Annotated in this window: 12 protein-coding genes; 7 read left to right on the top strand and 5 right to left on the bottom strand. The window is 55.3% G+C overall.

Annotated features, from left to right (window positions below; translation table 11 throughout):
- Positions 1-9: 9 nt before the first annotated feature.
- From JTP09_RS04055 to JTP09_RS04045, 3 genes are all read right to left on the bottom strand, one after another.
- Positions 10-1,488, bottom strand: coding sequence for a sugar transferase (locus JTP09_RS04055; protein WP_204877152.1), 1,479 nt, complete (start codon positions 1,486-1,488; stop codon positions 10-12).
- 186 nt (positions 1,489-1,674) lie between these two features.
- Positions 1,675-2,460, bottom strand: coding sequence for a phosphatase (locus tag JTP09_RS04050; RefSeq protein WP_239478693.1), 786 nt, complete (start codon positions 2,458-2,460; stop codon positions 1,675-1,677).
- Between the two features lie 9 nt (positions 2,461-2,469).
- Positions 2,470-3,597, bottom strand: a complete 1,128-nt coding sequence (locus tag JTP09_RS04045; protein WP_239478692.1) for a glycosyltransferase — start codon at positions 3,595-3,597, stop codon at positions 2,470-2,472.
- 177 nt (positions 3,598-3,774) lie between these two features.
- Here JTP09_RS04045 and alr point away from each other — a divergent pair, with 177 nt between their 5' ends.
- The 5 genes from alr to tsaD are packed head-to-tail and all read left to right on the top strand — an operon-like array spanning position 3,775 to position 7,939.
- Complete coding sequence (gene alr, locus JTP09_RS04040; protein ID WP_204877150.1) at positions 3,775-5,037, top strand: alanine racemase; 1,263 nt, start codon at positions 3,775-3,777, stop codon at positions 5,035-5,037.
- Positions 5,034-5,603, top strand: coding sequence for a tRNA (adenosine(37)-N6)-threonylcarbamoyltransferase complex ATPase subunit type 1 TsaE (gene tsaE, locus JTP09_RS04035; protein WP_204877149.1), 570 nt, complete (start codon positions 5,034-5,036; stop codon positions 5,601-5,603). Before alr ends, tsaE begins: the two co-directional genes overlap by 4 nt.
- 40 nt (positions 5,604-5,643) lie before the next feature.
- Complete coding sequence (tsaB, locus tag JTP09_RS04030; RefSeq protein ID WP_204877148.1) at positions 5,644-6,333, top strand: tRNA (adenosine(37)-N6)-threonylcarbamoyltransferase complex dimerization subunit type 1 TsaB; 690 nt, start codon at positions 5,644-5,646, stop codon at positions 6,331-6,333.
- Entirely contained in the window at positions 6,330-6,845 is a 516-nt protein-coding gene (gene rimI / locus JTP09_RS04025; protein WP_204877147.1) for a ribosomal protein S18-alanine N-acetyltransferase, read from the top strand. The genes tsaB and rimI overlap by 4 nt, the downstream gene beginning before the upstream one ends.
- Positions 6,842-7,939 (top strand): tRNA (adenosine(37)-N6)-threonylcarbamoyltransferase complex transferase subunit TsaD, encoded by a 1,098-nt coding sequence (gene tsaD, locus JTP09_RS04020; RefSeq protein WP_204877146.1) that lies wholly within the window; start codon positions 6,842-6,844, stop codon positions 7,937-7,939. Before rimI ends, tsaD begins: the two co-directional genes overlap by 4 nt.
- Before the next feature lie 105 nt (positions 7,940-8,044).
- Here tsaD and JTP09_RS04015 read toward each other — a convergent pair whose 3' ends face one another.
- Positions 8,045-9,181, bottom strand: coding sequence for a glutamate--cysteine ligase (locus JTP09_RS04015; RefSeq protein ID WP_204877145.1), 1,137 nt, complete (start codon positions 9,179-9,181; stop codon positions 8,045-8,047).
- 88 nt (positions 9,182-9,269) lie between these two features.
- Positions 9,270-10,646 carry a class I SAM-dependent methyltransferase gene (locus tag JTP09_RS04010; protein WP_204877144.1) on the bottom strand — a complete coding sequence of 459 codons (1,377 nt, stop codon included), beginning with the start codon at positions 10,644-10,646 and terminating at the stop codon, positions 9,270-9,272.
- Positions 10,647-10,827: 181 nt separating this feature from the next.
- Between JTP09_RS04010 and groES the strand changes: the two genes are divergently transcribed.
- Both groES and groL read left to right on the top strand, forming a co-directional pair.
- Positions 10,828-11,121: a co-chaperone GroES gene (gene groES / locus JTP09_RS04005; protein WP_204877143.1), complete on the top strand. Its 294-nt coding sequence runs from the start codon at positions 10,828-10,830 to the stop codon at positions 11,119-11,121.
- A 42-nt stretch (positions 11,122-11,163) separates the two neighbouring features.
- Positions 11,164-12,759 (top strand): chaperonin GroEL, encoded by a 1,596-nt coding sequence (gene groL / locus JTP09_RS04000; RefSeq protein ID WP_204877142.1) that lies wholly within the window; start codon positions 11,164-11,166, stop codon positions 12,757-12,759.
- The last annotated feature ends 48 nt before the right edge of the window (positions 12,760-12,807 follow it).

The raw sequence follows: 12,807 nt of genomic DNA, 5'->3' as shown, positions 1-12,807 counted from the left end.
CACGTGGTTTTAATAAGCACCGTCTTTAGCAAAGACTGCTCTGAAGGTACGGAAGAGAATAATGAAGTCACCGATGACCGACCAGTTCTCGACATAGTAAAGGTCCAGACGAATCGATTCTTCCCACGAAAGGTCGGAACGACCCGATACCTGCCACAGACCTGTAATGCCGGGCTTGACGAGCAGACGGCGGTAAGCGTCTTCTTCATACTGCTCTACCTCGCTCAGCAGAGGAGGACGGGGCCCTACCAGCGACATATCACCAATGAATACGTTCCACAGCTGGGGTAGTTCATCAATGGAGTATTTGCGGATAAAACGTCCGATGGGGGTGATGCGGGGGTCATTTGCCATCTTGAAGAGGACGCCGTTGCCCTCGTTCTGTGCCATGAGATCCTTCTTCAGCTCCTCAGCGTTGGTCACCATGGAACGGAACTTAACCATATGGAAGCTACCGCCTCGGTAACCCACACGCTCTTGGAAGAAGAAGATGGGACCGCCGTCTTTTTTGACCAGAAGGGCAATAACCAGAAGGAGAGGCGAAAGCAGAATTAGACCAAAACCCGATGCCAAAATATCGATGGTTCGCTTGAGGAAACCGGGGAACCCCTCCATACGGGGGGTAGAGACGTGAATGAGCGGAACACCATTTAGCGGCTGAGTATTGATGCGCGGACCGGCAATGTCCGTCATTGCCGGTGCCAGAATCAAAGAAATATGCCAGGCGGCGAGTTCCCATCCCAAACGACGCAGTTCCTGCGGGGTCAAACCATGACCGGAGCCAAGAGCAACAGCGTGAATGTTCGCCTCACGGGCAGCGGCAATAATATCTGATGCCTCGTGGGAGTACCCCAAAATCGGCAGGTCGTGATCCTTCTCGATATCAGCTCCCGGTGCGCTACCGGAGAAGTAGAAAGCGGCCGGACTCAGGCCTGACTGCTGAGCGCCCTTCAACGTCGTGTAGAGGTGTTCACCGCTGGAGGCGTCGGAGATAATCATGACGCGGGTAAGCGCGCGTCCGCGCAGACGGAACGATACTAGCCAGCGCCGCAGTGACCAGCGGGCACCTAACAGCAACAGCAGACCCAGCGGGTAAGCAATGATGATGTAGGAACGCGCAAAGTCAATTTGCGTTAGATACGAGAAGATTGCAATGAGGCAGAAAAAGTAGGTGGTTGCCTTGGTAACCAGACGGTATTCGTCGTTGCCCTGGCCCAGGTGGCGTACGTTGCGTGAACCCGAAATCTGCAGGGCGACGAACCAGAACAGACCAATAACCGGACCAACCACAAAATAGTTCCAGCTGATATCAACACGACCGAGAACCAAAGCGTCCTTGAGTCCGAAACTCGCCAGGTGAGCAAAAATAAGGGTCGCAATGATAGCAATCGCATCGATGGTGTAGAGAACCGCTAAAATTTTTGGGTGCCAAGATTTTCTGATGCGAGTACCTGACCAGCGTTCTTCTAAATCAACACCGTTGAGCATGTGGGTTACCCCCGTTTAAACGTCTAAGTGAGTATCAATATTTCCCCAAGTGATACCCGTTATGCAAAGTCTATAGGTAAAAAGAGATTTTGTGACAATTCCTGACGGTTATCTCCATCTCTTATTTGCTTTACCTATCAAAGAAAATACCGCCTATAATCTGGGCTTTCCCTAGAATTTAAGAGTCTAGAACAGACCTGCCTGGGTGAGAATAAACGATGTTACCGGTGAGTAAAGATGAGGGGTGACATTATCGTCCATGGGCACCGCCACTAAAATATCTCCCTGCTCAGCTGAGATAAACAAACCGGGATCGTTGCAGTCTGCGATACCGAGAGTGTTGATACCGCGAGATGCCGCATAACCTGCCATACCGTGGTCAGCGACAACGAGGTCTGGCATCTCATCGCGTTGAGCAAGCTGGTCTAATGCTAGCTGCATGGGACCGGGGAAGTGCGTGTGCTGCAGGTTGCCGTATTGCTCAAACATTACGACCCCCAAAATTTGGCGGATATCTCCATCCAAGAAGAGGTCGCCTTCTTGAATCTCAAGGACGCGCGCACCTGCTGCCTGCGCGGCACGGGCTAGCTCAAAGTAGATGGGGAAGAGACCTGCGGGATGACCGGTGGCGAAAAGAATTTTTTTGCGCGCTTTCACAGCTTCACCGAAAATGCGGCTGTACTCTTTGAGCGCCTCGATGCATTTTTCAGCGCTGATAGTATCTTGACCCTCGGTGTGGTTGCGGTCAGCGCTAGTACCTACACGCTGCGCCATGAGCTCAAAAACCGCATTGAAATCCCATTCGCGTTTGAGCTTTACCCCAAACTCAAGGTGCTCATTGCCGTTGACGAAACCGTGCATATGGGCGATATTGACTTCACGGGAGGTCGCTACTTCGCCAGTGATGCGCGATGCGTTGAGGTAGTCAGCAAATTCTTGCTCTGTCATAGTGAAGGGTGCTGGGGATCTCATACAGAATCCTTAGTCGTTAAGGGGGCGTGAAGTGAGAAGGTCATTGTACAGTTTTACCGTTTTATCAGCTGCTGCTGACCAACTCATGCTGACGCTACGATTGGCGCCGGCACGTCCGAGTCTTTGACGCTTCTTGGGGTCTTGAACCAGCTGTTCAATAGCTTGTGCCCAGGCTGCTGGGCTGCGATCGGCAACTAATACCCCGGTTTCTTCATCTTTGACGGCGTCTGTAAGACCGTCAACGTCGGTGGCGATAACGGGGGTGCCCGTTGCCTGCGCTTCGAGGGCTACCAAACCAAAGGTTTCAGAGGACGATGGGCAAAGCACGATGTCAGCTTGACGCATGGTCTGTGCTAAGTCGCTGGCGACCATCGCGGGCAGAACGGTTACCTGATTTTCGATACCGAGTTGATGGGCACGGTCAATGAGTTGTTGTTCATAGTTACTGTGTGATTTGCCCACCATAGTGAGGGCAACGGCTAGAGACTCAGGTAAAAGGGCGAGCGCCTCAATAATGATGTGCGGACCTTTGAGAGGTTGGGGTCTGCCTGCAAAAAGCAGCTGCGCCTGCGTGGGCGAGTGGTTGGTCTTAGGCTCGGGGTAGAAAATATCGGTATCGACTCCCGGACGGATAACGTGCAACTTCTGGGGGGCAGCCCCGTAGTGCTCAACCATCTGCTGGGCTTCTAGGGGGGTATTGACGACTAGGGCCGAGCAATCGTTGATAATACGTTGTTCACCGTTGAAGCGTTCTTGAGATTCTAGGGGTTCACCTGCACCTGCGTGGGCATTTTTAACGGCGGCGGTGGTGTGCATGGTGTGTATCCACGGAACATCTGGGGCGTACTGACGTACCGCCATACCTGAAAGCCAATAGTGGGAGTGAACTACGTCAGCGGGAGCTAAAGCACGTGCCTTAATTTCAGCCGCGAAAGCTGCGATGTACGCGGGCAACTCTTCTTTGCGGGCGCCCCTCGCCTGATCAAGTGAGAGAACGTGGACGGTGCATCGTGGACCGTCGTCAATTCGGCGGTAACCGGGGGAGTCTTTGGCGGTGTCAAGCGTAAAGACTTCAAGAGTTAGTTCGCTGTAGCGGGCGAGCACCGCTTTCATAGAGCTCGCTATATAAACATTCATACCCCCTGCGTCACCGTCACCGGGCTGTGACAGTGGGGAGGTGTGCATCGATATCAGATGCAGGTTTCTTGAAATCACCCTCCCTACTTTACCAACAGCTGCTGAGGAGCTGTCTTTCGTGAAAAAAGAGGACGTGAAGGTGAGAGAATATAGCCGATACATTGAAAGGAGAAAGTTGTGGCAACCAGTACACCGGAATTTCTGCCCGAGGTTATTGCTGCTTTAAGGCAGGGCCCTGAACGGTGGGTGAACATCAACCTTGATGCACTGACCCACAATGTAAAGCGCCTTCGCGAACTCATCGGGAGAAACCGCACTCTGATTGCTGTGGTGAAAGCGGATGCCTACGGTCACGGGGCAGTGCCGGTGGGGCGGGCTGCCTTGGCAGCGGGCGCCGATATCTTAGGAGTCGTGCATATCGCTGAGGCTTGTGCTCTTCGAAACGCAGGTATAGAGGCACCCCTTATGGCGTGGTTGCACACCCCCGCTACCGACTTTGGAGAGGCACTACGCCAGAACATCATTTTGGGCGCATCGGGCTGGGACCTGGACGCTATTGCCTACACCGCGTCACGAACAGATCTTCGCGCTCGCGTCCATCTGAAGGTGGACACAGGGCTGGGGCGCAACGGCGCAACCCTGGAACAGTGGCCAGAACTGGTGCAACGAGCTGCTGCCTTTGAACGAGCCGGTTATATCAGCGTCGAAGGTATTTTTACCCACCTTGCCGTGGCAGACGAGCCTGCGCGTCCTGAAACGGATGCGCAGCTTGCAGCTTTTGAACAACTAGTGCAGCAAGCGAAGAACGCAGGGCTGACCCCCGAGCTTATTCACGCGGCAAACACTCCGGGCACATTGACGGCGCACGATAAGGTTGAGTCAGCGCAGATGCTAGGTAATGCTGTGCGGGTGGGATTGGGGCTGTACGGGCTTTCCCCACTGGCTGATAAAACATCAAAAGATCTAGGGTTGCGCCCGGTGATGACTTTTGAAACCCGCGTGAGCGCTGTGAAAGAGGTGCCTGCCGGTCAGGGGGTTTCCTACGGACTGCGTTACATGACTGAGAAGGCAACGACGCTTGCGCTGATTCCTGTAGGGTATGCCGATGGGGTGCCTCGCATCGCTACCGGAGCGCCGGTACGTATCTACCCTGGTGGCGGTGCCCTCGCACGTACCTACCCGGTGGTCGGGCGCATCGCTATGGACCAGATAGTGGTAGACCTGGGACAACCCGGTCTGACCGACCCTAAACACGGCTACTTGGGCGCACGCACTGTACTCTTTGGCGAGGGCGATAACCCGCCCGTGGAGCAGTGGGCACAGGCAGCATCCACCATTAACTACGAAATCATTACCCGCATTTCGCCCCGTGTCGCCAGGTACTACACCACAGATTCTTCAGCTAAAACACCCGAGAGCAAGAGAAAGAGCAACTCATGACCGCAGTCCTTGATCTTGACATTACAGATCCGCAACACACCGCCCGCGTCGCCCACGCTTTGGCTGATCTATTGGTCGCTGGCGACCTACTGATTCTCACCGGTGAATTGGGCGCTGGCAAAACCACCTTCACCCGCAGCCTAGGCGAAGGTCTGGGCGTGCGCGAAGGAGTTATCTCACCCACCTTTGTTCTCTCCCGCGTCCACCCCAACCTGCCCGAGGGCAAACGTCCCGGCGGCCCTGACCTCGTGCACGTAGACGCCTACCGTCTCACCAGCCCCGACGAAATCGACGATCTTGACCTAGAATACTCCCAAGATACTTCTGTCACCGTCGTTGAATGGGGGCAGGGCAAAGTCGAGCACCTCAGCGATAGCTACCTCAATCTCGAACTCACCCGACCCACCGGGGATCTCACCGATGTGAGTTCACCGGATGCTTTTGCCGACCTCGACGAGGAAGAACCAGCAGAAGCCCGCCAACTGAGAATCAGCGCCACCGGCACCCGGTGGGAAGGCGTCACATGGGACGCACTGGTACAGGCAGTAAAAGCCACCGTTCACTAGCAACTAGCCCGGGCACCGCTAGCACCGCTACTATGGGGGAGTGCTCCTTTTAGCAATTGATTCTTCAGCAACAGCCTCTGTGACCCTTGCCCGCCTTGAACCTTGCGCAGGCGCGTCCGTGACTATTCTCGCCCACCGCGAGACAGCTGACACGCGCTCGCACGCCGAAGTCATGGCGCAGTTTGTGCGTGAAGTACTGAATGAAGCCGGGATCACCGGTTCAGAACTTGATGCCGTGCTGACCGGTACCGGTCCCGGTCCGTTTACCGGTCTGAGAGCTGGCATCGTCACCGCCAGAACCCTTGGGTTCACTTGGAACGTACCGGTGTACGGTCTCATGAGTCTTTACTCCATAGCCGAAAACGCCTGGGAACATGCCGCCGCCCAATCCGCCCACACGTTCATGGTCGCTGCGGACGCACGTCGTCGGGAAATCTACAGTGCGATTTTTGCTCTCGGCGACGGGTCATATGAACTGGTGGAGGGGCCTTCCGTGGGATCTGCCGCGGAGGCTCCGGCGCTACCAGCCTACGGATTTGGTGCGGGGCTTTACTCCGAGCAACTTCAGACCGTCGAAGGGTACGAACGGTTGCACGCCAACTCCCGCGATCTTGTTCATGCTGCAGCCCGTTTGGGTATCAAAAATCTTTCTACCGATACCGCCGCACTGTATCTGCGCGAATCGGATGCTAAAGTGCCTGCTGCCCGCAAGAAAGCAACCCGCGCATGAGTGTCGCTGAGCTTCCTCAGCCGCTGGGACCTGTGAGCTTTCGCCGAATGACGCTCCACGATCTTGAGCAGGTTCACACCTTAGAAAGGTACCTGTTTCCCGCAGACGCCTGGCCCATTGATATGTTCCTGGCAGAAATCCAGCACGAAACCCGTAGCTATCTTGTTGCCGAAGATACCGCTGTGCGCCCTACCAGCATCATCGGGTACGCCGGTGTGATGAGCGTAGCCGATACCGCCGATGTGCAAACCATCGCCGTTGCCCCGCAATACGAAGGCAAGGGGATAGGTAGAGCCTTGCTCGACTACCTCCACCGTGAAGCTGCTGCCAGAGGGGCACAAACAATCTTGCTTGAGGTGCGCGCTGACAATCCTCGCGCCCAAGACCTCTACACACGTAACGGTTATAGCCATATCCACACCCGCCCCCGCTACTACAACGACGGGGTAGACGCGCTCATCATGCAAGCGTCCCTGACCGACCCCACTAACTCCAAGGAGACCCCACGGTGACTCAGCCACTGATCCTCGGCATTGAATCCTCCTGCGATGAAACAGGCATCGGAATCGTGCGTGGACGCACCTTGCTCACTAATACCGTCTCGTCCTCTATGGAAGAGCACGTACGCTTTGGCGGGGTAATCCCTGAGATCGCATCCCGCGCCCATCTGGATGCGATGATTCCAGCTTTGCAAAAGGCGTTGGACGAAGCTGATGTTACCCTCGAAGATATGGACGCCATCGCTGTAACCGCCGGTCCGGGGCTGGCAGGTGCGCTCATGGTGGGAGTATCTGCAGCTAAAGCGCTGGCGGTGGCAACTGGTAAACCCCTCTACGGCATTAACCACCTGGTGGCACACGTTGGCGTAGGGCTACTGGAGGACTGCGGAATTGAAGGGTTCTCCGCTGATTTTATGGATCAGCTACCGGCTGAAGGGCTCGGCGCGCTGCTGGTATCTGGTGGGCATACCGAGATTCTTGCGGTTCGCGATATTACCGCTGACGTTGAATTGCTGGGCGCAACCCTTGATGACGCTGCCGGTGAAGCCTACGATAAGGTGGCGCGTCTGCTGGGGCTCAACTATCCCGGTGGTCCAGCCATTGACTGGGCTGCGCGTGAGGGCGATTCAAAAGCCTTTGCTTTTCCGCGCGGACTCACTGCCCGCAAGTATATGGGCACGGCCGAAGAACCAGGGCCACACCGCTATGACTTTTCCTTCTCCGGTCTAAAAACCGCTGTTGCCCGCGTCGTTGAAGGCTTTGAGGCTCGCGGTGAAGAAGTGCCTGTTGCCGATATTGCCGCGTCCTTCCAAGAAGCCGTGGTTGATGTGATTACTCGCAAAGCCATGCTGGCATGTACTGAGAAAGGCATTAAAACCCTTCTTCTCGGTGGAGGTGTAGCAGCTAACAGCCGCTTGCGTGAACTCACCGCCGCCCGATGCGCCGAGCACGGTATTCAACTGGTAATTCCCAAATTATCGCTGTGTACCGATAACGGTGCGATGGTTGCAGCACTTGGCGCTCGCTTGGTGGGTGAGGGGCGGGCGCCGTCCGGTGTGAACTTCACCGCTGATTCGTCGTTACCGGTCACGACCGTGCAACTGTAGAGGGGGATAATCCCACAGCAGAAAAGTACCGCCTTCGTTCAATAGTTGAACGGAGGCGGTACTTTTTGATGCAGTGTTTTTTGATGATGTTAATGTGGTCGCTAACTAGGAACGTCCCAGTGCGATAAGATCATCTACTACTGCTCGTAGATCTCCTTGATTCTTCTCAGCTACACGACGCTGACGCTGGTAGCCGGGGCCTAGATCGATGATGCGTTCAATATCAGCAAGCTCCGTTGAGCACCCGAGATCAGCAGCGATGGGTTCGAGGACGTTCAGGATTTCGCGGAGGTGATCGGTGACCAGAGGTTCTGAACAATCATTGTCGGTGATGATGATAGCGTCGGTGCCGTAGCGGGCAGCACGCCATTTGTTTTCTTGCATGTGCCACGGATGCAGGGGCTCGATGCAGCGCCCCGCTTCAACTTCCCGCGAGAAATGCTCTGCTAGGCACTGGGTAAAAGCGGTAATCGCGGCGACATCGTTGGTGGAGGCAAGCCCATCGCATACGCGCATTTCAACGGTTCCGAAGTGGGCTACCGGGCGTAGATCCCAACGGTTTTCACTGGGGTCGTCGATGACGCCGGTTTTAATGAGGTCATCAATATAAGCCTCGTAGTCTTCCCAACGCTCAAAAGTGAAAGGTAAGCCTGCGGTGGGTAGCTGCTGGAACATCTGCGATCGGTGCGATGCGAATCCTGTGTCTGTGCCCTCCCAATAGGGTGAGGACGCGGAGAGCGCCAGAAGATGCGGGTAGTAGTTGCTCAGCCCGTTGAGAACGGGCAGAACTTTCGAGCGGGAATCCACCCCTACATGTACGTGTACGCCGTAGATGACCATCTGCCGCCCCCAGTACTGGGTGCGTTCGATAATTTTTTGGTAGCGGTCTTTATTAGCTACAGGCTGTTCGCTCCACTGCGAGAAGGGATGGGTACCCGCAGAGAAATAGGCTAGACCCAGTGGCTCTAAGACTTTCTCGAGGTCATCGGCGGCAGCACGTAGTTGGTCTTTTGTTTCTTCGGCAGTCCGGCAGACTCCGGTGACCAGCTCTACGGTATTATCCAAAAACTCACCGGTGATGTGCGCCCCGCTGTCTGTGCTGAGTAGGTGCGGCGCGTCCTGCTCAAGAGCGGTAAAAACCTCTTGGGCGCGAGAAGCCAACTCGCGGGTCTCACGATCAACCAGGGCAAGTTCCCACTCAACACCGATGGTTGATTGGGCTGAATCAGAGAAGGGGATCATATACATTCACCTTTGACGTTGGGTTCTCTGGTTTCATCGTAGTTTACTGGTGCTGGTGAACGAAAAAAATCGTGGCATTGAGGGTCTGCTATTTTGCTTTGTGTGACGGTGCGGCAGTAAATGGTAGCGGCTCAACGTAGAGGGCAAAGCGCTGTGAGTTGTTGCCGGTGCCGATGCGGGTGGCTATCAGGGTTGCGGCTTTTACTGCACCTTTCTTTTTCTTGACCCCGGCGAGAAGTTTGCTGCGCAGGGTTTCTGGCACAATATCGACCCCTCGTTTTTTGATGGTGAGGGTGGTGATGCCTTCTTCCTTGACCCATTTTTTGAGGTGTTTTTCGTGCAGGGGCAGTGTTCTTCGCACCCGGTAGCCGGTAACTAGAGGGGATTCCACCTCGTGATGTGTGGTTAGGTAGGCAATATTCGGGTCGATGAGGTGCGCGCCGAGTGCTTTAGCTAGTGGAGCCACCAGACCGGCGCGAATAACCGCCGCATCTGGTTCGTAGATAAAATCGCCCACCGGTGCAAGTGGTACCTCGTCGGCAGGTGCTTCATCGTGGTGGGCAACAATTTCACCCAGGACGCGCGGGGTCACCGGATTATCGGAGAGCGCCGTTGCCGCGCGACCTACCTCGGGGCGTGCAAGAGCGTTGAACCAAAGAATGACTTCGACCAGTGAACCTGCGTGCGTCACCCACTGAGCCTCGCACTCTGCGGGAATCTGATCGTGTGGAATACCCGGTCCCATCTTGACGCCCATGGGTATACCGCGGGCAGCTAGTTGCCGAACAAAGGAGAGTGGGGGAGAAAAGGCTTCTGCATCCCAGACTCGTTTAGAAGTGGTTCCACCCTCTACCTCGCGTCGTGCCGGGTCTAACCACAGCCCCTGAACAGCGCGTCCTTGGGTATCAGTCAGTGATTCAACATTGAGGGCTGTGATATCAGCCTGTATCACCTGGGCTGTGGGGTAGCCGCTGAGGTTGTGGGCGGTAATTTTTGCGGTTTCGGCATCAAGCTCAACAGCTGTCACCGCCAAGCCCTCACGCGCGAAAGCAAGAGAATCAGCACCTATGCCGCAGCCCAAATCGGCAACCGATTCAATACCGGCTTCAGCAAAACGACGTGCGTGAGCAGCGGCAACGGCGGCTCTGGTTGCCTGCTCTAAACCGGCGTCAGTGAGGAGTAAGTGATGGGCTAAATCACCAAACTTTGCCTGAGCTTTAGTGCGTAGCTTTGCCTGAGAGAGCAGGAAAGCTGATGTTTCGGCGTCTATCCCAGCTTTTCGTAGAGAGGTTACTGCGTGCAACGTCTGATCGGCATTGTAGGGCACTAAAGAAGCTATGAGGTCTTGGTGCTCACCTGATAGTTCGATGGCATCGGCAGATATGATGGGTAAATGATGGGGTAAAGCGCTCACACCAATAATCGTACGGTACAGGGTAGCGAATACAGTTATGCCCACAGCCATAAAGAACTGCTCCCGTCTTGACCCTGGTGCGTGGACGGTTCTAAAGTTTAGTTAGCACTTGACTGCCTACAGTGCTAATGATGGGCTGTTTCTGGCACCGCGACGACAGGCATGGTCTATCGAGCATACAGATGTGGGCAGTGCCCAAACTGTTCGTACATTTTCACCAAGGAGTAATCCCATGGCAAGCATTAAGCCTTTGGAAGACCGCATTGTTGTTCAGATCAAAGAAGCTGAGCAGACCACTGCCTCAGGTCTGGTGATCCCCGACACCGCAAAAGAGAAGCCGCAGGAAGCAACCGTTATCGCTGTTGGCCCCGGTCGCGTTGACGATAAGGGCAACCGTATTCCCGTTGACGTTGCAGAAGGCGACGTTGTCATCTTCTCAAAGTACGGTGGCACCGAAGTTAAGTACGGCGCTGAAGAGTACCTGATTCTCTCAGCACGTGACGTACTGGCTGTAGTTACCAAGTAAAGCCTTTGACCTATTTCCTTCGTGAAGGAGGCATAAGAATTCATGGCAAAGCAGCTGGAATTCAATGATGACGCCCGCAAGCATCTGCAGGCAGGCGTCGATAAGCTCGCCAATGCTGTCAAGGTAACCCTCGGCCCCCGCGGTCGTAACGTGGTTCTTGATAAGCAGTGGGGCGCTCCCATTATTACCAATGACGGTGTTTCTATCGCCCGCGAAATTGAGTTGGAGAACCCTTACGAGAATCTGGGTGCTCAGCTGGCTAAAGAGGTAGCAACCCGCACCAACGATGTCGCCGGTGATGGCACCACCACCGCAACTGTGCTGGCACAGGCGCTGGTGACTGAGGGGCTGCGTAACGTGACCTCAGGTGCCGCACCCGGTGAAATCAAGCGCGGCATTGAAACTGCTGTGAAGGCTGTATCTGCGCGTCTGCTCGAGAACGCTCGTGCGGTAGAGGGCGACGAAGTTGCCCACGTAGCGGCGATTTCTGCCCAATCACCCGAAATCGGTGAGTTGCTGGCAGAGGCCTTCTCAAAGGTTGGTCAGGACGGTGTTATCACCATCGAAGACGGCTCAACCACTGAGATCGCTCTTGAGGTCACCGAGGGTATGCAGTTCGATAAGGGCTACCTGTCACCCTCATTCGTCACTGACCCTGAGCGTGCAGAAGCTGTGCTTGAAGATAGCGCTGTTTTGATTTACCAGGGCAAAATCTCAACCGTTGCAGAGATGATGCCCGTTCTTGAGAAGGTCGTTCAGGCTAAGAAGCCTTTGACCATCATCGCTGAAGATGTTGAGGGCGAAGCTCTGTCAACCTTGGTGGTTAACAAGCTGCGCGGCAACATCAACGTGGTTGCTCTCAAAGCCCCCGGCTTTGGTGAACGCCGCAAGGCAATCATGCAGGATCTGGCGATTCTCACCGGTGCTACCGTCATTACCGGCGAACTCGGTATCTCCCTGGACGCAGTGACTATGGAACAGCTGGGCTCAGCGCGCCGTATCACTGTCACCAAGAACAACACCACCATCGTTGAAGGCGGCGGATCCTCTGAAGACGTTGCCGAGCGCGTAGACCAGCTCCGTGCTGAAATAGAACGCGTAGATTCTGAGTGGGACCGGGAGAAGCTCAAAGAGCGTCTGGCAAAGCTCGCCGGTGGCGTCGGCGTCATTAAGGTGGGCGCTGCAACCGAGGTCGAAGCTAAGGAACGAAAGCACCGCATCGAAGACGCAGTGTCATCCACCCGTGCAGCTCTTGAAGAGGGCATCGTAGCAGGTGGCGGTACCGCGCTGGTTCACGCCCTCCAAGCACTGGACGGTCTTGAGCTTTCCTCCAAGGACGCACAGACCGGCGTGGACATCGTACGTCGAGCTCTCGTGCAGCCTCTGCGCTGGATCGCTGAAAACGCAGGTCATGACGGCTACGTTGTCACCTCGAAGGTCGCTGAGATGCCACTGGGGTCAGGCTTCAACGCCAAGACCGGCGAATACGGCGACCTCATCGCAGCCGGTGTGATTGACCCCGTGAAAGTCACCCGCTCAGCTCTTGAGAACGCATCCTCTATCGCCGCGCTGGTTCTTACCACCGAAACACTGGTCGTTGAGAAACCCGCTGAAACAGAAGAGAACACTTCAAAGTAGGCTTCTACTGTTTCACCAGCGATAAGAATCCCGCCCCTTGTGTTTAGT

Origin of the sequence: Rothia sp. ZJ1223 (genome assembly GCF_016900985.1) — a bacterium.
GTDB lineage: Bacteria > Actinomycetota > Actinomycetes > Actinomycetales > Micrococcaceae > Rothia.
The sequence above is the reverse complement of the archived record's forward strand: the minus strand, read 5'-3'. Positions and strand labels throughout refer to the sequence as shown.

What these genes read in the sequence shown, in the direction of transcription:
- rimI (WP_204877147.1), top strand. Translation starts at nt 6,330, where the DNA reads ATGAGTGTCGCTGAGCTTCCTCAGCCGCTGGGACCTGTGAGCTTTCGC.
- JTP09_RS04015 (WP_204877145.1), bottom strand. Translation starts at nt 9,181, where the DNA reads ATGATCCCCTTCTCTGATTCAGCCCAATCAACCATCGGTGTTGAGTGG.
- JTP09_RS04050 (WP_239478693.1), bottom strand. Translation starts at nt 2,460, where the DNA reads ATGAGATCCCCAGCACCCTTCACTATGACAGAGCAAGAATTTGCTGAC.
- JTP09_RS04045 (WP_239478692.1), bottom strand. Translation starts at nt 3,597, where the DNA reads ATGAATGTTTATATAGCGAGCTCTATGAAAGCGGTGCTCGCCCGCTAC.
- JTP09_RS04055 (WP_204877152.1), bottom strand. Translation starts at nt 1,488, where the DNA reads ATGCTCAACGGTGTTGATTTAGAAGAACGCTGGTCAGGTACTCGCATC.
- JTP09_RS04010 (WP_204877144.1), bottom strand. Translation starts at nt 10,646, where the DNA reads ATGGCTGTGGGCATAACTGTATTCGCTACCCTGTACCGTACGATTATT.
- groL (WP_204877142.1), top strand. Translation starts at nt 11,164, where the DNA reads ATGGCAAAGCAGCTGGAATTCAATGATGACGCCCGCAAGCATCTGCAG.
- groES (WP_204877143.1), top strand. Translation starts at nt 10,828, where the DNA reads ATGGCAAGCATTAAGCCTTTGGAAGACCGCATTGTTGTTCAGATCAAA.
- tsaE (WP_204877149.1), top strand. Translation starts at nt 5,034, where the DNA reads ATGACCGCAGTCCTTGATCTTGACATTACAGATCCGCAACACACCGCC.